The 20,356-nt window shown below is 62.9% G+C and carries 22 protein-coding genes; 15 read left to right on the forward strand and 7 right to left on the reverse strand.

Annotated elements, in window-relative coordinates; translation table 11 throughout:
• Nucleotides 1–42 precede the first annotated feature (42 nt).
• From PVW51_RS01405 to lpxK, 3 genes are read left to right on the forward strand one after another with little or no spacing between them, the layout of a single operon-like run.
• Nucleotides 43–285: a DUF4170 domain-containing protein gene (locus tag PVW51_RS01405; RefSeq protein WP_269363422.1), complete on the forward strand. Its 243-nt coding sequence runs from the start codon at nt 43–45 to the stop codon at nt 283–285.
• A gap of 7 nt (nt 286–292) precedes the next feature.
• Nucleotides 293–1,519 carry a 3-deoxy-D-manno-octulosonic acid transferase gene (locus PVW51_RS01410; protein ID WP_274573306.1) on the forward strand — a complete coding sequence of 409 codons (1,227 nt, stop codon included), beginning with the start codon at nt 293–295 and terminating at the stop codon, nt 1,517–1,519.
• Nucleotides 1,519–2,508 carry a tetraacyldisaccharide 4'-kinase gene (gene lpxK / locus PVW51_RS01415; RefSeq protein WP_274573307.1) on the forward strand — a complete coding sequence of 330 codons (990 nt, stop codon included), beginning with the start codon at nt 1,519–1,521 and terminating at the stop codon, nt 2,506–2,508. Before PVW51_RS01410 ends, lpxK begins: the two co-directional genes overlap by 1 nt.
• 55 nt (nt 2,509–2,563) lie before the next feature.
• Here the strand turns inward: lpxK and PVW51_RS01420 are convergent, their stop codons facing one another.
• From PVW51_RS01420 to PVW51_RS01430, 3 genes are read right to left on the reverse strand one after another with little or no spacing between them, the layout of a single operon-like run.
• A complete protein-coding gene (locus tag PVW51_RS01420; RefSeq protein ID WP_274573308.1) occupies nt 2,564–3,676 on the reverse strand; it encodes a CaiB/BaiF CoA transferase family protein in 1,113 nt (370 codons plus the stop codon).
• Complete coding sequence (locus tag PVW51_RS01425; RefSeq protein WP_269363416.1) at nt 3,676–4,347, reverse strand: DsbA family protein; 672 nt, start codon at nt 4,345–4,347, stop codon at nt 3,676–3,678. The genes PVW51_RS01420 and PVW51_RS01425 overlap by 1 nt, the downstream gene beginning before the upstream one ends.
• 22 nt (nt 4,348–4,369) lie before the next feature.
• A complete protein-coding gene (locus tag PVW51_RS01430; protein ID WP_114276081.1) occupies nt 4,370–4,876 on the reverse strand; it encodes a DUF721 domain-containing protein in 507 nt (168 codons plus the stop codon).
• A gap of 83 nt (nt 4,877–4,959) precedes the next feature.
• On the opposite strand from PVW51_RS01430, the gene PVW51_RS01435 reads away from it, so the two are divergent.
• The 3 genes from PVW51_RS01435 (at nt 4,960) to PVW51_RS01445 (ending at nt 8,248) form a co-directional block, all read left to right on the forward strand.
• Nucleotides 4,960–6,045: an A/G-specific adenine glycosylase gene (locus PVW51_RS01435; protein ID WP_274573309.1), complete on the forward strand. Its 1,086-nt coding sequence runs from the start codon at nt 4,960–4,962 to the stop codon at nt 6,043–6,045.
• A gap of 50 nt (nt 6,046–6,095) precedes the next feature.
• Nucleotides 6,096–7,247 carry an alkane 1-monooxygenase gene (locus PVW51_RS01440; protein WP_274573310.1) on the forward strand — a complete coding sequence of 384 codons (1,152 nt, stop codon included), beginning with the start codon at nt 6,096–6,098 and terminating at the stop codon, nt 7,245–7,247.
• A gap of 173 nt (nt 7,248–7,420) precedes the next feature.
• Nucleotides 7,421–8,248 (forward strand): DUF1194 domain-containing protein, encoded by an 828-nt coding sequence (locus tag PVW51_RS01445; protein ID WP_274573311.1) that lies wholly within the window; start codon nt 7,421–7,423, stop codon nt 8,246–8,248.
• A gap of 128 nt (nt 8,249–8,376) precedes the next feature.
• On the opposite strand, the gene PVW51_RS01450 is transcribed toward PVW51_RS01445, so the two are convergent.
• The 3 genes from PVW51_RS01450 to PVW51_RS01460 all read right to left on the reverse strand — a co-directional run bounded on the left by PVW51_RS01450 (nt 8,377) and on the right by PVW51_RS01460 (nt 10,870).
• Nucleotides 8,377–9,477 carry a site-specific DNA-methyltransferase gene (locus tag PVW51_RS01450; protein WP_269363409.1) on the reverse strand — a complete coding sequence of 367 codons (1,101 nt, stop codon included), beginning with the start codon at nt 9,475–9,477 and terminating at the stop codon, nt 8,377–8,379.
• Between the two features lie 115 nt (nt 9,478–9,592).
• Nucleotides 9,593–10,198 (reverse strand): ribonuclease HII, encoded by a 606-nt coding sequence (locus tag PVW51_RS01455; RefSeq protein ID WP_274573312.1) that lies wholly within the window; start codon nt 10,196–10,198, stop codon nt 9,593–9,595.
• A gap of 153 nt (nt 10,199–10,351) precedes the next feature.
• Nucleotides 10,352–10,870: a hypothetical protein gene (locus PVW51_RS01460; protein WP_274573313.1), complete on the reverse strand. Its 519-nt coding sequence runs from the start codon at nt 10,868–10,870 to the stop codon at nt 10,352–10,354.
• A 165-nt stretch (nt 10,871–11,035) separates the two neighbouring features.
• Here PVW51_RS01460 and PVW51_RS01465 point away from each other — a divergent pair, with 165 nt between their 5' ends.
• The 6 genes from PVW51_RS01465 to PVW51_RS01490 all read left to right on the forward strand — a co-directional run bounded on the left by PVW51_RS01465 (nt 11,036) and on the right by PVW51_RS01490 (nt 16,884).
• Nucleotides 11,036–11,326 (forward strand): hypothetical protein, encoded by a 291-nt coding sequence (locus tag PVW51_RS01465; protein WP_269363404.1) that lies wholly within the window; start codon nt 11,036–11,038, stop codon nt 11,324–11,326.
• Between the two features lies 1 nt (nt 11,327).
• The gene (locus PVW51_RS01470; protein ID WP_067290416.1) at nt 11,328–12,002 is read left to right on the forward strand and encodes a winged helix-turn-helix domain-containing protein; all 675 of its coding nucleotides are present in this window, start codon (nt 11,328–11,330) and stop codon (nt 12,000–12,002) included.
• 99 nt (nt 12,003–12,101) lie between these two features.
• Nucleotides 12,102–12,875, forward strand: coding sequence for an HpcH/HpaI aldolase/citrate lyase family protein (locus PVW51_RS01475; RefSeq protein WP_269363402.1), 774 nt, complete (start codon nt 12,102–12,104; stop codon nt 12,873–12,875).
• Nucleotides 12,875–14,050 (forward strand): MFS transporter, encoded by a 1,176-nt coding sequence (locus PVW51_RS01480; protein WP_274573314.1) that lies wholly within the window; start codon nt 12,875–12,877, stop codon nt 14,048–14,050. Before PVW51_RS01475 ends, PVW51_RS01480 begins: the two co-directional genes overlap by 1 nt.
• 86 nt (nt 14,051–14,136) lie before the next feature.
• The gene (locus PVW51_RS01485; RefSeq protein ID WP_114276074.1) at nt 14,137–15,159 is read left to right on the forward strand and encodes an aspartate-semialdehyde dehydrogenase; all 1,023 of its coding nucleotides are present in this window, start codon (nt 14,137–14,139) and stop codon (nt 15,157–15,159) included.
• 102 nt (nt 15,160–15,261) lie between these two features.
• Nucleotides 15,262–16,884, forward strand: coding sequence for a DUF4139 domain-containing protein (locus tag PVW51_RS01490; protein WP_274573315.1), 1,623 nt, complete (start codon nt 15,262–15,264; stop codon nt 16,882–16,884).
• A gap of 46 nt (nt 16,885–16,930) precedes the next feature.
• Here PVW51_RS01490 and PVW51_RS01495 read toward each other — a convergent pair whose 3' ends face one another.
• Nucleotides 16,931–17,581 (reverse strand): carbonic anhydrase, encoded by a 651-nt coding sequence (locus PVW51_RS01495; RefSeq protein ID WP_269363396.1) that lies wholly within the window; start codon nt 17,579–17,581, stop codon nt 16,931–16,933.
• A gap of 147 nt (nt 17,582–17,728) precedes the next feature.
• Here PVW51_RS01495 and PVW51_RS01500 point away from each other — a divergent pair, with 147 nt between their 5' ends.
• From PVW51_RS01500 to PVW51_RS01510, 3 genes are all read left to right on the forward strand, one after another.
• Nucleotides 17,729–18,106 (forward strand): hypothetical protein, encoded by a 378-nt coding sequence (locus PVW51_RS01500; RefSeq protein WP_274573316.1) that lies wholly within the window; start codon nt 17,729–17,731, stop codon nt 18,104–18,106.
• A gap of 66 nt (nt 18,107–18,172) precedes the next feature.
• Entirely contained in the window at nt 18,173–19,555 is a 1,383-nt protein-coding gene (locus PVW51_RS01505; protein ID WP_274573317.1) for a leucyl aminopeptidase family protein, read from the forward strand.
• Entirely contained in the window at nt 19,552–20,343 is a 792-nt protein-coding gene (locus tag PVW51_RS01510) for a C40 family peptidase (protein ID WP_274573318.1), read from the forward strand. The genes PVW51_RS01505 and PVW51_RS01510 overlap by 4 nt, the downstream gene beginning before the upstream one ends.
• The last annotated feature ends 13 nt before the right edge of the window (nt 20,344–20,356 follow it).

A 20,356-nucleotide genomic window follows, 5' to 3' on the forward strand; every position in this document is an offset into this window, starting at 1 on the left:
TCTGGTACGACAGGGATACTCCCAAGTGACAAAGGAAATTCCATGACACAACGCTTGCACCTCGTTTTCGGCGGTGAACTGGTCAATCCCACGGAAACCGCGTTCAAGAACGTCGATGACATCCATATCGTTGGCATTTTCCCCAATTATGCCACTGCATTCGACGCCTGGAAGAACGAGGCACAACGCACGGTGGACAATGCCCATATGCGCTATTTCATCGCGCATCTGCACCGCCTGCGGGACGAGGAAGCCCCCGCCTCACCCACCGAAGAGCTGGGCTGAACCGGCCATGGCGCGGTCGCTGGGGCTCGCGGCATATCGCGCCATGATCCGGCACGGGACGGCGGATGTGGTCCCGCCCTCCGGGCCGCGGCCCCCCGGTGAACTGGTGTGGATTCACGCCGCCGAATCCGGGAACCTGCTGGCGGTGCAGGACCTTGCCCTGCGGCTTTGCGCGGTGCGGACCAGGTTGAACGTGCTGATCACCCTGCCGGAGGGCGCGGATGTTACCGCGCTGGCCAAAACAGACAACAACGTGATCGTCCAGCCTGTGCCCGGCGAACACCAGTCGACGGTCAAGGCGTTTCACGATCACTGGAAACCCGATTGCTGCATCTGGGTCTGGGGCGCGCTGCGGCCCAACCTTGTGCTGGAAACCGGCGCCCGGCAGTGCGCCATGTTCCTGATTGACGCCGACACCCGTGGCTTTGACGGCCGCCGCGACCGCTGGCTTTCCGATCTGACCTACAGAATGTTGTCACAGTTCGACTACGTCCTGACCCGGTCGGAACCAGGGCTGCAACGGCTGCTGCAACTCGGGCTGACGCGCCAGCAGATTGAAATCACCTCCCCGCTGCTGGCAGGCGGTCAGGCCCTGCCCTGCGTGGATTCGGATCTGACGGAACTCTCTGCGGTCATCGGCGGCAGGCCGGTCTGGTTTGCCACCCAGTTGCAGGCCAGGGAATTTCCCACGATCCTTTCGGCGCACCGGCAGGCCATGCGCCTGTCGCACCGGTTGTTGCTGATCCTGCAGGCGGCAGAGCCTGGAACAACCGCCGAGGCGATCGAGCTTTCCCAGGCACGCGGCTTTGTGACCGTGAACTGGAGCGACGGCACGTTTCCCGACGAGGCAACGCAGGTCCTCGTGACCGATGACCCCGGTGACCGGGGCCTGTTCTTCCGGCTCGCACCGGTTTCCTTTCTGGGCTCCTCCCTGGTGCAGGGCGAAAGCGGCTGTGACCCCTTTGACGCGGCGGCGCTGGGGTCTTCGGTGCTCTACGGTCCCAAGGTGCGGCATTTCATGGGATCCTACACAAGGCTGGCGGCCGCAGGCGCGGCGCGCATCGTCAATGATGCCGATGCGCTCGGCACTGCCGTTTCCCGCCTGATCGCCCCGGATCAGGCCGCAACCATGGCCCATGCGGGATGGGATGTGATCAGCCAGGGTGCGGCGCTGATGGATCGGGTGACCGATCTTGTGCAGGATGCGCTTGATGATGTGGTAAGGGCGCATTGATGCGGGCACCGGCTTTCTGGCATCTTCCCCGGCCCGACTGGCGCGCACGGCTGTTGCAGCCGCTGGGCGCACTTTACGCATTGGCCACCGCGCGCCGGTTGGCGCAGGGCGCGCGCGAACGGCTGGAAGTGCCCGTGGTCTGTGTCGGCAACATCAACGCGGGCGGCACCGGCAAGACCCCAACGGTCATGGCGGTGGTGGATCACCTGCGCAACCTGTTTCACACACCTCATATCGTGTCGCGCGGCTATGGCGGAACCCTGGAAGGGCCCGTGCAGGTCGATCCCGCGCGCCACAGCGCGGCCGAGGTCGGGGACGAACCGTTGCTGCTGTCCGCCTTTGCCGAGGTCTGGGTGGCACGGGACCGCGCTGCCGGGGCCAGGGCCGCGCAAAAGGCCGGGGCAACCGTGATCGTGCTGGATGACGGCTTCCAGAACCCGGCGCTGCATCATGACCTGGCCATCGTGGTGGTGGATGCGGAAAAAGGATTTGGCAACGGCCTGTGCCTGCCCGCGGGCCCGCTGCGCGAACCGGCGTCGGCCGGTCTGGGCCGGGCTGACATCTTGCTGTCCATCGGGACAGCGGCCGCACAGGATCGCTTTGCGGCACCGGACCTGCCACCTGCCGTGCCGCATGTGCAGGCTGTCCTTGCCCCCTTGCAGACCGGTATGAACTGGGCGGATACCACTGCCTTTGCCTTTGCCGGGATCGGCCACCCGGAGAAGTTCTTTGCCACGCTGCGGGCACTGGGCGCGACATTGGTCCATGCCGAAGCCCTGGACGATCACCAGCCGCTGACCGCGGCACTGATGACCCGGCTGGAAAGTGATGCCCGCGCACGGGGCGCGCAGCTGGTCACGACGGAAAAGGATGCCGTCAGGCTGCCGGACAGCTTCCGCAGCAAGGTGATCACCCTGCCCGTCCGCCTGCAATTCGCCGAAGACAACGCGCTGTTCAAGGCGCTGGATGCGCTGCCCCGCCCTGCATGACACGGCGGAATTTTCGAAAATTCCGGTCCGATCTTTTTGAAAAGATCGGCGGGCCTCAGTTGTCCTCGCCCAGTTTCGGGGCCGGACGGTGCAACGCCAGTTCGGCATCCGAGAAGGTAAAGGGCGAGCGCAGGCCCGGCACCCCGTCCAGTTCGATCTGCATGCCGCGCGCAACCACCTGCGGGTCGGCCATGACATCGGACAGGTCGTTGATCGGCCCTGCCGGCACATTGTTCGCTTCGCAGGCGGCCAGCAGGTCGTCCCGCGCGCGCAGGCGCGTTGCGCCGTTCAGGCGGCGGATCATCTCGGGCCGGTTGGCCACACGGTCGGCGTTCCTGGCATAGTCCGGCGCTTCCGCCATGTCATCCAGCCCCAGCAGGCGGCACAGCCGCTGGTACTGGCCATCGTTGCCGGTGGCGATGATCAGGTGACCGTCTGAGGATTCGAAGACTTCGTAGGGGGTCAGGTTCGGGTGGGCGTTGCCCATACGTCCCGGCGGTTTGCCGGTGGTCAGGTAATTCATCGCCTGATTGCCCATGATCGCCACCGCGCAATCCAGCAGCGCCATGTCGATATGCTGCCCCCGGCCGGTCTGGCTGCGCTGATGCACGGCGGCCAGTATCGCAGTGGTTGCATAGATGCCGGTAAAGATATCGGTGATCGCCATGCCCGATTTCTGCGGCTGCCGGTCAGCTTCCCCGGTGACCGACATCAGGCCGGACATGCCCTGGATGATGAAATCGTAGCCCGCCCGGTGCGCATAGGGGCCGGTATGGCCGAAACCCGTGATCGAACAATAGATCAGCTGCGGGAATTCTTCCTTGAGACTGGCATAGTCCAGCCCGTATTTGGCCAGCCCGCCGGTCTTGAAATTCTCGATCAGGATATCGGCATCTTTCAGCAACGCCTTGACCTGCGCCACGCCCGCGTCGGTCCGGAAATCGACGGTAACGGATGCCTTGCCCCGGTTGGTGGAGTGGAAATAGCTTGCCGACTGGTCGTCATCGCGGGTGACAAAGGGCGGGCCCCACTGGCGCGTGTCATCGCCGGCAGGGCTTTCCACCTTGATCACTTCGCATCCCAGATCCGACAATGTCTGACCCGCCCAGGGCCCGGCAAGGACCCGTGCAAGTTCGATGACCTTCAGGCCGGCAAGCGGTGCGCGCATCAGCTGCCGAGCTCAGCGTCGATCAATGTCTTGAAATCGGCATAGGACATGTTCGACTGCTTGGTGCCGTTGATGATGAAGCTGGGGGTCGAGGTGATGTCATCGCCTTCGCGGTTCTCTGTTTCCCAGGCCACCAGCGTCTGCGCCTTGTCGGCATCCTGCAGGCAGGCGTTCAGCGTGTCGTTGTCCATGCCCGCCAGGCGGCCGATCTTGCGCAGCCCTTCAACAATGGTCGCAGGATCGCCGCCGCGGACCCAGTCGGACTGGCCCTTGTAGATCAGATCGGCAATGCCAAAGAACTTTGCTTCGCCGCCGCAACGCGCCATCATGGAGGCCCAGAGGCCGGGACGGTCGAAATAGACTTCGCGGTAGATGAACCTGACCTTGCCGGTGTCAATATAGTCGGCCTTGAGCTGCTTGAATGGCCCCTGATGGAAAGCCGCGCAATGCGGGCAGGTGAAAGAGGCATATTCGATGATCGTGACCGGCGCATCCGCATCGCCCATCACCATCTCGGTGATTGTGGAGGTATCGACATCCGCATCGCTCGACTGGGCATTCGCCGCGCCAACGATGGCGGTCGAACCGGGGGTTGCCGAGGTGCGTGTCAGTGCCCAGCCGCCCAGGCCCGCGACGGCGACAGCGCCCAGAATCAGATTTCTACGTTGCATGTGATATTCCTTTGTCAGCTCTTCAGCGGTTGTTCTTGTTCAATATGTTCTCACCCAGACGCGCAAGTGCCTCGCGCAATCCGTTGTCCGAAACCTGGCCCGCCGCCGCTGTCGCCTTTGCGCGCAGCGCCGGGTCTGGTGCCGCCTTCGGTCCGGGGCTTTGGTGGGCGAATGCAACCTGCCCTTCGGCAAAACCGGTTGCGGCGGTCTGGGTGACGCGCACCCGTGCGATGGCGTTGTATCCGTAGACCGCGTTCACCCTGGCGCGCAGTTTCTCTTTCTGCATCTCCAGCACGGGGGCATGGGAGCCGGTTGTCAGCAGGGTCAGCGTCGCGCCCAATCCGCCCCGGCCATAGCTGATCTCGACGGGCTGGCAGATTTCCGCAATGTCCTTGCCGGCAATTTCAACCCATTGGGTCAGCAGCCGCGACTGCGCGAAGCCGCGCGATTCGGATGCCTTCCGGATCTGGCCGGACAAAAGGCTGTCGGTGCGTTTGAAACCATAGGTTCCGGTGCGGCGCGGTGGCATGGGCTTGTATCTCCGAACGTGCAGCATACCATAGCGGTCTGATGCCGTTGCGCCACCCCATCACCGCCGAGGACCTATAAACATTGCGTGAAACACCGTCCCCCGGCAACCTGCCGCACATCTTGCTGGAATGGTATGACGTCCATGCGCGCGAGATGCCCTGGCGCACCGGCCCGGCAGAGCGCAGGGCGGGCATCCGGCCTGACCCCTACCGCATCTGGCTGAGCGAAATCATGCTGCAGCAAACCACCGTCGCCACGGTGCGGGACTATTTCGCGCGCTTCGTTGCGCGCTGGCCGACCGTGGCAGAGCTGGCCGCAGCACCGGATGCCGATGTGATGGGCGAATGGGCCGGACTGGGTTATTACGCCCGGGCGCGCAACCTGCTGAAATGCGCGCGGGCCGTGGTTGCGCAAAACGATGGGGTCTTTCCCGCCGATCATGCGGCCTTGCTGGCCCTGCCAGGCATCGGCCCCTATACGGCGGCGGCCGTGTCGTCGATCGCCTTTGATCTGCCCCAGACCGTGCTGGACGGCAACGTGGAGCGGGTGATGGCGCGGCTTTACGACATTCACACGCCCCTGCCCGGGGCCAAACCGGTGCTGATGAAGAAAGCGGCGGCACTGACACCGCGTGACAGGCCGGGCGATTACGCGCAGGCGGTGATGGATCTGGGGGCCACGATCTGCACCCCGAAATCCCCCGCATGCGGGATCTGTCCCTGGCGCGATCCCTGCAAGGCGCGGCGCGAGGGCACCGCCCCGCTGCTGCCGATGAAAACACCGAAGAAGCCCAAGCCGGTGCGCCACGGCACGCTCTACCTCGCGCAACGGACCGATGGGGCGTGGTTGCTGGAAACACGCCCAGACAAGGGGCTGCTGGGCGGCATGCTGGGCTGGCCCGGTTCGGACTGGCTGGACATTGCGACCGAGCGGCCGGCGGGTAGGCCGCCGGTCACCGCCTGCTGGCACGACCTGGCCGGTGAAGTGCGCCACACCTTTACCCATTTCCACCTGATCCTTTCCGTCCGGACGGCCCGCGTCGGGCCAAAGGTGCAGCCCGAACGCGGCGGCTTTGTCCCAAGGCAGGACTTCCGCCCTTCCGATCTGCCGACGGTGATGCGCAAGGCGTTCGATTTGTCGCAGTCAGCACATGTCACGGGCCTTTGACGGGCAGGCAAGCTGCGCTAGGGTCCAATTGCGAAAAGAGAACCGATACCATGACCATACAAGGTAAAACCTTAGCGCCAAGGGAGCTTGCCCGCGTGACGCGGGCGCTGCCGTTCTGGCTGTCGCTGGGGCTGATCCCGCTGGCATGGATCACGGCGATCTGCGGGGGGTGGACGGTTGTCCTGCTGCCGCTGATCACATGGTATCTGTTCACGCTGCTGGATGCTGTCGTGGGGCTGAACCTGGACAACGCAGACCTCTCTGCCTCGGAAAGCGACCTGTTCTGGTATCGGCTTGTCACCCTGATCTGGGTTCCTGCACAATTCCTGACGCTGTTCGGGCTGATCTGGTACGTCCCGCAGGCCGAGCACCTTGGCACCTTCGAACGCTTCATGGTCTTTTTCGGGGTCGGTGTGATCACCGGCACCATAGGGATCAACTATGCCCATGAGCTGATGCACCAGCGGAACCGGCTGGAGCGGTTTCTGGCGGATGCCCTTCTGGCGATGGTGCTTTATTCGCATTTCCGGTCCGAACACCTGCTGGTGCACCACCGCTATGTGGCAACACCGCGCGATACGGTGACGGCGCGGTACAACGAAGGGTTCCACCGCTTCTATCCCCGTGTGCTGCGTGAATCGCTGATCTCGGCCTTTGCGGCAGAAAAGGCGATGCTGGCGCGCAAGTCCCTGCCCTGGACCGACCTTTCCAACCCGTTCTTCAAATACTGGGGGTTTCAGGCCGCGCTGCTGGCGCTGGCCCTGTTGCTGGGCGGCTGGTCCGGGCTGGTGCTGTTCCTGGTGCAGGCGGGGGTGGCGATCTGGCAGTTGGAACTGGTCAACTACATTGAGCACTACGGGCTGACCCGCAAGCATCTGGGCGACGGCAGATATGAACATGTCCAGCCGCGCCACTCCTGGAACGCGGCGCATAGGGCATCGAACTGGCTGCTGATCAATCTGCAGCGTCATTCCGACCACCATTACAAACCCGACAGGCGGTTTCCCGTCCTGCAGAACTATGGCCCTGATGAAGCACCGCAACTGCCCCATGGCTATCCGGTGATGACGCTGGCGGCGATGATCCCGCCACTTTGGCGGCGCATCATGAACCCGAGGGTCCGCAAATGGCGGGCAATGTATTATCCCGAGATCACCGACTGGACGCCCTACAACAGGCACAGCACACCCGAACCGCGCTGAGCCCGGATGAAATGACCGTGATGTCAGGCAAGGGGCAATTTACACAGGCAGGGTGACTTCCTAACGTTTCGGGATAAATCTGAATCACTTGTTCGCTGCCTCTCCCTTCGGTCGAACGCGAAAAGTGATGTGGGATGTTTCAAGTTTATCCCGAAACGATTTAACGTTTCGGAATGCTCTGTCGCCTTCGCCTGATTCCCGGCCTGCTGGCCCTGGTTCTTGCCTGCATGTCGGGCGGCTTTCGCACCGCAGTTGCCCAGACGCAGGTGGTTGAAGTGGACCTTGAACTGGTCCTGCTGGTCGATGTCTCCCGCTCCATGTCCCAGGCGGAACTTGAGCTGCAACGCCGGGGCTATGCCGCGGCGCTCGGGTCTTCCGAAGTCTTTGCGGCGGTGCAGTCCGGCCTGCTTCAGAACGTCGCCCTGATCTATGTGGAATGGGCCGGAACACAGCAGGTCGTGGTGGATTGGCGTGTTGTTACCTCGCGCGCCGATCTGGCCGATTTTGCGCGGCGGCTGACGGCCAAACTTGATCCCGGCCTGCGCCGCACCTCGATCTCGGGCGCGCTGCAATTCGGCGCGGAGCTGATCGAGACCAACGCCTATGCCGGTCTGCGCCGGGTGATCGACATTTCCGGGGATGGCCCCAACAACCTTGGCGGCCCGGTGGCCCTTGCCAGGGATGCGGTTCTTGCGCGGGGCATCACCATCAACGGGCTGCCGCTGATGACCAGCGACGGCGCCTATTCGCAGTTCGACCTGCCGCAGCTCGACATCTATTACCAGACCTGCGTCATCGGGGGACCGGGTGCCTTTGTCATCCCGGTCACCGACTGGCCCGATTTTGCGGATGCGGTGAAACGCAAACTGGTGTTGGAAATCGCGGGGCTGACCCCGGCGGCACGGGTGATCCCGGCACAGGCCCGGGATCCGCGCGATTGCCAGGTCGGTGAAAAGATCTGGCGCGATTTCTCCGATGGGCAGGGTGGTTTTCTGCCATGATGCGGGCGTGCGCCGTCAAACAAAAAAGGCCCCGCCACAAGGGCGGGGCTAAGGTGAGTGCCCTTATAGGCGGACCTTCATCTGGAAGGCCGCAGGCACCGGCGGTGTTCGGATAAGGTGAAGGTGTTTCAGTTCGCCATTTCGGAGCGGATCTGCTGGCGCAAGACGTCGATCGGCACGGTCTTGCCCTCGCGCTTGAAGCACCAGTAGGTCCAGCCGTTACAGCTTGGCGCGCCCTCAAGATGCGCTCCGACCTGGTGGATAGAACCTTTGATGTCATCGCCGATCAGCGTGCCATCGGCGCGCACCTTGGCCTTGTGACGGTTGTTCATGGAATAGAGGTTCTCGCCCGGGCGCAGCATCCCCCGCTCGACCAACTGGCCAAAGGGCACACGGGGCTCGGCGCGTTTGGAGGTTGTGGTCTGCAGCGCGTCGCGGTCGAAGCGGCGTACATTGGCGATGCGTTTGCCGGCCACCTTGCGATAGGATTCCTCGCGCTCGATGCCGATGAAATCGCGGCCCAGCATCTTGGCGACCGCACCCGTGGTCCCGGTGCCAAAGAAGGGGTCAAGCACCACGTCGCCCGGATTGGTCGATCCGACCAGAATGCGATGCAGCAGGCTTTCGGGCTTTTGCGTCGGATGCGCCTTGTCGCCCGCTTCGTCCTTGAGCCGCTCATGCCCGGTGCAGATCGGCAGCACCCAGTCACTGCGCATCTGGATGCCTTCGTTCAGCGCCTTCAGCGCCTCGTAGTTGAAGGTATATTTCGCATTCTCGTCCTTGCCGGCCCAGATCATCGTCTCATGGGCATTGGTGAACCGCTTGCCCCGGAAATTCGGCATCGGATTGGACTTGCGCCAGACCACGTCATTGAGGATCCAGAAACCCTCATCCTGCAGCGCTGCACCAACACGGAAAATATTGTGATAGCTGCCGATCACCCAGATCGCCCCGTTGGGTTTCAGCAGGCGGCGGGCGGCCTTCAGCCAGGCCCGGGTGAATTTGTCGTAGACGGCAAAACTGGCAAATTGATCCCATTCGTCATCGACCGCATCCACCTTGGAATTGTCGGGACGCACCAGATCGCCGCGCAGTTGCAGGTTATAGGGCGGGTCCGCAAAGATCAGATCAACACTGTTCTCCGGCAGGGCATTCATCACGTCGATGCAATCACCCGCAAGGATTTCGTTCAAGGGAAGTGCCACCGCACCCTTTGTCATGGTCTTCATCAATTCTGCCTCTGTGCCCGGTGCATTTTGCACTCGTTGGTTGAGCATCAGGATGAGTCAAAGGCGAATCGCGGTCAATTTCTTTTTTGAATCAAATGCTTAAGAAATTACCTTGCTACAACATATTGTGTACGGGCTTGAACGAACGTCTATGGTGTGGGGTCACACCAAGATTTTGAAGCGCCATCATGTGGCTTTTTGATCCATATCCCATGTTGGTCTCCCAACCATATCCGGGATGCTGTTGCGCCAGGGACAACATGACACAATCTCGACATGTTTTAGCCATGATTGAGGCGGCCGAAATGCTCTGGGAACGGGCGTCGCCCTTGATGATCGCCTCCGCCGGGAGGGTCAGATCGCGGGGCAGCATGTTGCCGTCGATCAGGGCGTAATCCGCAGGGATTTTCAGACCAGCCAGGGCGCGCATCATCGCCAGGTGGCTGGCCCGCAGGATGTTGAGCCTGTCGATCTCCTCCACACTGGCATGGGCGATGCTGACATCGGCCACCTGCATGAGCTCTTCATAGAGGCGCGCGCGGGCCCGCTTGGTCAGTTTCTTGGAATCGTTCAGCCCCTCGGGGATGCGCGCGGGGTCCAGCACCACTGCGGCTGCGGTGACAGGACCGGCCAGGGGGCCACGACCGACCTCGTCCACCCCGGCGATCCGAAGGAATCCCCGGCCCCGGGCTGCCTGTTCAAATGAGTAATCCGGAATCATGATCCCTCCAAAACCCAAGACGGCCCGCGCCGCAAGGCCCGGACCGTCTGAAATCATCTGCTGGCTGTTTGAAAAAGGTGGGGGAAGTGCCCGAACACCTCCCCCAGTTTCCCGCAGGTCAGGGACCTGGCCTGCGGGGTATGGCCTGCGGTTTTACCCGCGGGCCAATCTGTATCCCGCATCCCGCAGGCAGCGCGCTTCAAAGCCGCTGCGCAGGCCGTTCGGGGTCCCGAACTTGTAGTGGCAGTTCTGGGGCAGGGATTTCACGTGGCGAAAGTTGCGCTGCAGGCAGCGTTCGCCGAACATCCGGATCGTGCCGCGACGCGTGTCGAAACTTTGGAAGCACTGCTTGGGCAGCAGCTTGTTGTTCACATGACGCGGCAGCGGGCGCGGCTGCGGATGATAGCGGGGCGGATTGTGGTGCGGCTGGACGCCACGCGGCGGATGATAGCGCGGCGGCGCGCTGCGCGGGTGGTCATAGACCGGCGCGGGCTGGTGATTGGCGCGTTTCTTCTTGTTGTTGTCGTGAATGATCTTGCCCACGACGGCAACGCCAAGAATGGCGGCAAGGGCCCGCACGGTGTCGCGGTCGCCGGCATGGGCGGGAATGGCGCCCATGGCGGTGATCGCGATGGATGCGGCAGCGATGGTAGCGATAAAGCGGCGATACATGTGTCTGATCCTTTTTGAGGGCGCAGACGGGTGTCGCCTGCTGATGGGATCAACCTGGGGTCAGGGGGCTCAGACAGGCAATATCAGGGGGATGTTATTGGATAACAGCTGCGCTAACCCCCTTTGGATATTGAATATCAGCGCACAAAGGCGCAGAGATATAGCATGAAACACCTCATCCTTTCCTTTCTGTCCGCGGCCCTGATCGCTGCCGCCCTGCCCGCCTCGGCGGCCGGGTGTTATGCCGATTACAAGGCCAAGCAAGACAACCCGCTGCGCCTGCATTACGGCGTTGCGCAGATCAACGGGGCCTGCAATGCAGGCGCCGCCAAGGCGGAGCTTTCCGCCCGGCTTTCGGCGCAGGGCTGGACCCTGCTCAATATCCTGTCGGTCTTTGGTGAGGACGGGTTGGCACAGAGGAGAGACAGTGCAGGATCAAACTACCTCCGCTTCTGACATGCGCCGCTTTGGCGGCCGCATCGTGGGTGCCGGGATCACCGCAATTGTCGCGGCCTTGCTGATCGCGGCAGGGCTGCTGTTCTGGTCCCTGCCCGATGCCAATGCCTTCAACGCCGAAGTCACACGCATCTTTGTCGAGAACGACGATCTGACTTCCGGGACGGAGATCAAGCTGCTGGAGATTCTGGCACAATCCGGCACGGCCTTTTCCGAAACGCTCAACAGCTACCGCATGGTGATCTTTGTGCTGCTGGTCTTTGCCACCGCGATGCTGGTGGCTGCGCTGGTCTTTCTGATCATGCTGGTCGGCTTCAACCGCCGCATGGCCCAGATCGAGCGGGCGGGGATCCAGGTGAATTCGCTGCTGATCAGCCGCGAAGAGAATACCGTCTACCTCAACAACCTCGGCTTCAAGCTGACCGATGCGGCGATGGAAACCATGAGCGTGCTGGCCGAGGCCCGGATGGACGACGACGTGTTGTCCGGCTCCGAGATCGAAGGGGTCATTTCCGGCCGCAACGCCGCCGATTGCGACGAGGCTGCGGGGGCCACCCGGATCAAGCGGCTGCGCGACACGCTGGGCAACCAGATCGTCAGCGAACTGCTGGTCAAGAACATCGCGCGGCGCGGCTACATGCTGGCCATCGACAAGGACGTGATCAAGGTCATCTGACCCCGCCACCCGGATGAGAGCCGCGCCCGCATGCGCAGCCTCTGGTCAAGACCACGCGACACGGCGTAGGGTCCGGCAGAAACTGCAAGGATCCTCATCATGCCCGTACCCGTGAACCCGTTCAAACAGGCCCTCAGCGCGGGCGAAACCGTCTTTGGCTGCTGGCTTGGCCTTGCCGACACCTTCAGCGCGGAACTGATGGGCACCGCCGGGTTCGACTGGCTTTTGATTGATGGCGAACATGCGCCCAACGACCTGCGGTCGATCCTGGCCCAGCTACAGGTCCTTGCCGCCTCGCCCAGTCACCCGATTGTCCGGGTCCCGGTGGGCGAAACCTATCTGATGAAACAGATGCTGGACGCAGGCGCGCAGACCATTCTGGTTCCGATGGTCGAAAGCGCCGAGCAGGCGCGGCAGCTGGTACGCGATGTGACCTATCCGCCCCACGGCGACAGGGGTGTCGGATATTCCCTGACCCGTGCAGCACGCTTTTCCCGGATCACCGACTACGGCACCACTGCCGATGCGCAGATCTGCCTTTTGCTCCAGGTCGAGAACCGCAAGGGGATGGCCGCGCTTGATGACATCCTCGCGGTCGAAGGAGTGGACGGGGTCTTTATCGGACCGGCCGATCTGGCGGCGGACATGGGGCATATGGGCAATGCCCAGCATCCGGATGTCCAGGCCGCAATCATGGACGCCCTGCGCCGGATCAAGGCGGCAGGCAAGGCCCCTGGGATCCTCTCCACCCGGGACGAAATGACAAATGACGCCCTGGCGGCAGGCGCGCAGTTCGTTGCAGTCGGTGCCGATGTCCTGCTGCTCAGCCAAAACGCGCAGGCTCTGGCGCGGAAATGGATACCCCGCGACTGATGCATATTGGTTTGATCCTGTTGGCGCTCGCCTATGTGCTGAGCCAGTTCTTTCGCGCCTTCCTGGCGGTTCTTGCCAAGCTTCTTGAGCAGGACATCGGCGCCACGCCCGATGATCTCGCGCTGGCCTCCGGCATGTGGTTCGCGGCCTTTGCGGCGGCCCAGATCCCGATCGGCGCGGCGCTGGACAGCATCGGCCCCCGCCGGACTGCCGCCGGGCTGCTTCTGCTCGGGGGCGGCGGCGGGGCAGCCGTGTTTGCACTGGCCACCAGCCCGCTGCATATCACCATCGCCATGACGCTGATCGGCTTCGGCTGCGCGCCGGTGCTGATGGCCTCCTACTATATCTTCGCCCGCGAATACCCGCCGATGCGGTTTGCCCTCCTGGCGTCGGTCATGGTCGGGGTCGGCAGCCTGGGCAACCTCGTGGCCTCCTATCCGATGGCGCTCTCGGCGGAACTGCTGGGCTGGCGCAACTCGCTCTGGGGGCTGGGTGGCCTTTGCGCGCTGGTGGCCTTGTCGATCTATCTGTGGGTCAGGGACCCTGCCAAGGTTGAAGGCGAAAGCAAAGGATCGCTGGCAGAGCTTTTCAGGCTGCGGGCGCTCTGGTTCATCTTTCCGCTGATGGGCGTCAACTATGCGCTGCCGGGCGCGGTGCGGGGCCTCTGGATCGGTCCCTACCTGACGGATGTGTTCGGGGCGGGCACCAGCGCGGTGGGCGTTGCCAGCCTGCTGATGGGCACCGCGATGATCGCAGGCACTCTGTTCTACGGCTTTGTCGACCGGCTCTTTCCCTCGCGCAAATGGATGCTGGCGGGCGGTGCAATGGTCACCAGCTTCACAACCTTTGCCGTAATCTTGCTGCCCGCGCATTCGCTGGCCCTGTCGGTGGGGCTGATCTGTGTCATCGGCTTCTTTGGCAGCGGTTATGCCGTGATCATGGCACATGGGCGCAGTTTTCTGCCGCCGCATCTGATCGGGCGGGGGGTGACCATGCTCAACCTTTTCAGCATCGGCGGGGTCGGCATCCTGCAATTCGCCTCTGCCCGCGTCTATCACAACTACGCGGGCACGGGTGATGTGGTGCTGCCTTATGCGATGGTCTTTGTCCTGCTGGGCAGCTGCCTGGTCGCGGGGCTGCTGGTGTACCTTTTCAGCAGCGACCGCACCGCCTGAGGGCTTGCATATCGCGCAGCCCTTTCCCTTTGCCGACAGGCGGGATAAAGGGCAGCCACCATCACATATAACATTGGAGAATTCAGATGGGTTATCGCGTCGCCGTCGTGGGCGCCACAGGCAATGTGGGCCGCGAAATGCTGAACATTCTGGCCGAGCGCCAGTTCCCCGTGGATGAGATCGTGGCCCTGGCCAGCCGCAAGTCCATGGGTACGGAAGTCAGCTATGGGGACAAGACGCTCAAATGCAAGGATCTGGACACGTTCGACTTCACGGGCTGGGACATGGCGCTTTTCGCCGTGGGGTCCGACGCGACCAAGAAATACGCGCCCAGCGCCGCCAAGGCCGGCTGCGTGGTGATCGACAACTCGTCGCTCTACCGCTACGATTCGGATGTGCCGCTGATCGTGCCCGAGGTGAACCCGCAGGCGATCCATGATTACGCAAAGCGCAATATCATCGCCAACCCGAACTGTTCGACCGCGCAGATGGTTGTGGCGCTCAAGCCGCTGCATGACCGCGCGACGATCAAACGGGTGGTGGTCAGCACCTATCAATCCGTGTCCGGTGCGGGCAAGGAAGGCATCGACGAACTCTGGGATCAGACCAAGTCGATCTACAACCCGGTCGATGACAAGCCTGCGCGCAAGTTCACCAAGCAGATCGCCTTCAACGTGATTCCGCATATCGACGTCTTCATGGAAGACGGATCGACCAAGGAAGAATGGAAGATGGTCGCCGAGACCAAGAAGATCGTGGACCCAAAGATCAAGGTCACGGCAACCTGCGTGCGCGTGCCGGTCTTCGTGGGCCATTCCGAAGCGATCAACATCGAATTCGAGGATCACCTGGACGAGGATGAAGCCCGCGACATCCTGCGCGAGGCACCCGGGATTATGGTGATCGACAAGCGCGAGGACGGCGGTTACGTCACACCGATCGAATGCGTAGGCGATTTCGCGACGTTCATCAGCCGCATCCGTCAGGACAGCACCATCGACAACGGTCTGAACCTGTGGTGCGTCAGCGACAACCTGCGCAAGGGTGCCGCCCTGAACGCGGTACAAATCGCTGAACTGCTGGGCCGTGAGGTTCTGAAAAAAGGGTAGGCGGGCTTTCGCTTTGACCGGGATGAGGGGCCTTGTGGCCCCTTTTCTTTTGCCTGGCAGACTTGCACAATATGATCAGTTTTTGATCACAGGGATTACCCGATGCGTATTGTTGCTGCATGCCTCCTGGGCCTGCCCGTCATGGCCCAGGCCGACACTTTCACCCTTGCCAGTGCCCCCACCGCCGCGGTCGTCTACGGCTACGGCGCGCAGGTCACGCGCGAGGTCGCCTTTAGCGTTCCTGCGGGCACGCATGAGGTCATCCTGCCCGACCTGCCTGCCTGGCTGCAGGGCGACATGCTGCGGGTCAGCCTGGATGGCGCGCGCCTTGGGGCGACGCAATTCCGTTCCTCTGCCATTCCCCCGCGTCCCGATACCGACAGCGCGGCAATCACCGAAGCAAAGGACCGGATCAAGGCCGCCGAACGCGCGATCACCGATCTTGAAGACCGGGTTGCGGAGGCCCGTCTTGCCGCTGCAGCAGCAGAGGCAAAGGTCGGCTTTCTGGGGGCTCTGGGCACAAACGAGGGGCTGCCAAGCGATGTGACAACCCTGAGCGATATCGCCCGGATGGTCGAAACCGAGACACTGGCCGCCCGGCAGGCCGCCCTTGTGGCGCAGCAGCGCGCCCGGGACATCGAGAGAGACCGCGAGGATCTGGACAAGGAACTGAACGACGCGAAAGCCGCCCTTGCCGCGCTCACGCCGCCGGCCAAGGAAGTGTCGCAGCTGACCCTGTCCGTCACAGCCGAGGCCGAGGCCGAGCTGACCCTGTCCCTGAGCTATCCCGTCGATGCAGGCTGGCGGCCGGTCTATGACCTTTACCTGCGGGGCCAGGATCCTTCGACGTTGGAAATCACCCGGGGGGCCATGATCGCGCAGTACAGCGGCGAGAACTGGGAGGATGTGGCAGTCACCCTTTCGACGCTGGCACCCGCATCACAGATCAGCCCCAGCATCGTGGCGCCGGTACTGCGCCGGATCGAAGAGCCTGAGCCGCCGCGCCCCTTGGCCTCCCTGCGCAAGGAAGGCGGCAGCATGGATGCAGCGGCACCTGTCATGGAATCGGCGGTCAGGTTCAACGACAGTGTCGCGACCTCCTTTGACGGGCCGGGTGTGACCTACACCGTGGCGCGCCCGCTTGATCTGGCCAGTGGCGTCGACGCGACCCGGGTCAATCTGGACCAGCTCAGCTTTGACGCGCGCCGCTATGCCCATGCAGCCCCGGCATTCGACACCACGGCCTATCTGATGGCCGAATTCACCAATACCACGCAAGAACCCCTGCTGGCGGCGAATGAGGCGGCGCTTTACATCGACAACACGCTGGTCGGGCGCGCGCCCTTCCCGCAGGTTCCAGCAGGCGGCGAGGGGGATGTCCCCTTTGGCCCCATCGAGGACCTGCAACTGACCTATACGATCCTGAACCAGTCCGAAGGCGATCGCGGCATCATCAGCCGGTCCAATGCCCAGCGTCAGCGGGTCCGCGTGGACATCGAGAATCTGGGTACAACCGATTGGGACGTCGAGGTTCAGGCGGCCGTTCCCTATACCATTCAGGATGACCTGGTCATCCAGTGGAGCGCGACCCCGGAACCGGATGAGACCAACGTCGAGGATCAGCGCGGGGTGCTGCAATGGAACATCGACGTGGCGGCCGGTGAAACCAGCGAAATCGAGATCCAGCAAGAGCTGAACTGGCCCGATGGCATGGTCCTGAGATAAGAGACAGGGCGGGCGCCAGTGGCGCCTGCCCGATACGCCGCCCCGGTTATACCGGCTGGAAACGCTTGCTTTCCGCGCTGTAGTATTCCAGCCCGCCTTCGCCGATGTCGGTCCAGAGGCCGTGCATCGTCAACTGGCCGCTCTGGACCAGCTCCGCGACAAAGGGAAATGTCATCAGGTTCTCAAGCGATGTCATCACCGCCAGTTTTTCCAGCTGACGTTCCTGTTCCACCCCATCGGGCAGTTTGGAGACCTCTTCATACTTGGGGCGCAGGATGTCCATCCAGCGGCCAACGAAGCTGTCTTTCGCCTCCATCTCGGGGGCGTTGCCCTGACACATGTCGATACAGCCCTTGACGCCACCGCAGTTGGAATGGCCCAGCACGATCAGATGGGCGACTTTCAGCACCCGCACCGCATATTCCACCGCCGCCGAGGTGCCGTGATGATCGCCATCGGGTTCATAGGGCGGAACAAGGTTGGCGATATTGCGATGGATGAAGAATTCGCCCTGATCGGCCCCGAAGATCGAGGTCACATGCACCCGGCTGTCACAACATGAGATCACCATCGCCCGTGGCCGCTGGCCCTCGTCGGCCAGCCTGCGATACCAAGATGCGTTGTCCGCATAGCTCGTTGCTTTCCAGCCGTGATACCGCTGTATCAGGTAGCCCGGCAGTGGTTTTGCCCTGTTCATCGCGCTGATCCCTTTGTTTTCGGTCCCGCAGAGTTAGACCAAATCAATGGCGAATTCGAGCGAAAAGGTAGGGCGCGGCAACCCTTTTCAAACACTTGCACGGCATAGTCACGCCACAGCCGTGGGGGCTGATCAAGGGGTGAGACTATGCTGGTTCTGCAAATGAAACCTATGGAAAACGTATGCGTCGATCAAACACGGCTGAACGCGCTCTATCGCCAGTTGGGCGAAGCCGATGCCGAAGACATTCTGTGCCGGGCGCTGGAGGACATCGCGCTGCGGCTGTCGCATTGTTCGGACCTGTATCATGACAAGAAACTGGTGGCATTGCGCAAGAACACCAGGACGTTGATCGCGGTGGGTGACCAGATCGGGATGCTGGCCATGACCCGCGTTGCCACAGATGTCGTGACCTGCATCGACCGGGGGGATTCCATTGCCACCGCCGCCACGCTTTCGCGCTTGCTGCGGGTTGGCGAGCGGTCGCTTTGCGCAGTCTGGCACAGCGACGAAAACCCGAGCTGATGGCTTGCGGGCATCGCTGGAAAGGATAGGCTGCGCCGCAGGTTGTTCCGAAATCGAAAGCGTACCATGCCCTGCACATTTGTCCCGAAAACCGCCGATACCCTGCCGCTGCACGTTCTTTCCGAAGATGCGCTGACGGGCTGGTCCGCCGATCAGCCGGCAGCGGTTCAGAACTGGATCGGCGCGAATGGATTTACCGGTGCCCTTGGCCAGTCGCTGGTGATCGCTGATGCCGAGGGCAAACCGGCGATGGCCCTTGTCGGATACGGCACACCGAAGGCGCGCCTGCGGGGCCGGTTCCACCTGGCCGGTGCAGCGACGACCCTGCCCGAAGGCAGCTATGAAATCGTCAGCGGCCTGCCCGAGGACGCGGCAGAGACCGAGGCGCTGGGCTGGCTCCTGGCCGGATATGCCTTTGACCGCTACCGCGAACAATCGCCCCTGCGGGCAAGGCTTGTCGCACCGGCGGATCTGGATGTGGCCCGGATCGAGGCCATAGCGGCAGGCGAGGTGCTGACGCGCAACCTGATCAACACGCCTGCATCGGACATGGGCCCCCCCGACCTTGCCGATGCTGCGCTGGCACTGGCAAAACAGCATGGTGCCGAGATCGAAATCATCGTCGGGGATGACCTGCTGACGCAGAATTTTCCGATGATCCACGCCGTCGGCCGCGCCGCCGACCGCGCCCCGCGGCTGATCGACATGCGCTGGGGCAAGACCGGACCGAAGCTGACCCTTGTCGGCAAGGGGGTCTGTTTCGACACCGGTGGTCTGAACCTGAAACCCGGTGCCTCCATGGGTCTGATGAAAAAGGACATGGGCGGAGCTGCTGCCGTGCTTGGGCTGGCGCATATGATCATGGCCACGGGGCAGGACCTGCAACTGCGGGTGCTGATTCCGGCAGTTGAGAATTCTGTTTCCGGCAACGCCTTCCGCCCGCAGGACATACTGACATCGCGCAAGGGGCTGACGGTCGAGATCAACAATACCGATGCCGAAGGCCGCCTGGTGCTGGCCGATGCGCTGGCTTACGCCGATGAGGACGCGCCGGACCAGATCATCTCCATGGCGACCCTGACCGGGGCCGCACGGGTGGCGGTCGGGCCCGATCTCGCCCCCTATTTCAGCGATGACCCGGCTTTTGTCTCGGCGCTTGAGGCGGCGGCAGCCGCCACCGCCGATCCGGTCTGGCGGATGCCCTTTCACGATCCCTATGAGGCGATGATCGAACCGGGCATCGCGGATCTGGACAATGCGCCCAAGGGCGGCTTTGCCGGATGCATCACCGCCGCCCTGTTCCTGCGCCGTTTCGTCACCGAAAGCCCCTATGCGCATTTCGACATCTATGGATGGCAACCTGCCGCTGCCCCTGCCCGCCCCAAGGGCGGCACCGGTCAGGCCACACGGGCGCTTCACGCAGCTCTGTTGCCGTTTCTCAACCGATGAGCGACCCGCGTCTGACACCCGTAGCTTCGCTGGTGACACGGTCGGAACCGGGTCAGGTCACCGCCGCCGTCACCAACCTGTGCCGCAGCCCCGGTGGGGCGCGAGACCGCCAGCTGCTGTTTGGTGACACCCTGACCCTGCTGAGCGAGGATTTTGCCGGATATACCTATGTTCAGGCGGACAAGGACGGCTATTGTGGCCATGTCAGCACCGGCGCGCTGGGCAGCGCGGCCAAGACGACCCACAGGGTCTGCGCGCCTGCCACCCATGCCTATACCTCGGCGGATTTCAAATCGCTGGAACGCCAGAGCCTCAGCTTTGGCAGCGCGGTGGCGGTGACCGGCACAAAGGGCAATTTTGCCGTCACCTCCATCGGATACATTCCCCTGGTCCACCTGCGCGAGGCCGACCAGATGTTTGACGACCCCGCCGCCATCGCCAAGCTGTTCCTTGGCACCCCGTACCTCTGGGGCGGCAACAGCCGCTGGGGCATTGATTGTTCCGGGCTGGTGCAGGCCGCCCTGCTGGCCTGTGGAATCCCCTGCCCCGGCGACAGCGACCAGCAGCATATCCTGGGGGAACCGGCATCCCGCCCCTACCGCCGAAACGACCTGTTGTTCTGGAAGGGGCATGTGGCGCTGGTTGCTGACCCCGAAACGCTGATCCACGCCAATGTCCACGCCATGCAGACCATTTACGAACCGATTGCCGAGGCGATCACCCGCATCCGCGAACAGGGCGACGGCAACGTGACGGCGCACCGGCGCCTTTCGCTGGCCTCAAGTTGAGCTTCCGACCGGG

It is taken from the genome of Sulfitobacter sp. PR48 (genome assembly GCF_028807335.1).
Taxonomy (GTDB): domain Bacteria; phylum Pseudomonadota; class Alphaproteobacteria; order Rhodobacterales; family Rhodobacteraceae; genus Sulfitobacter.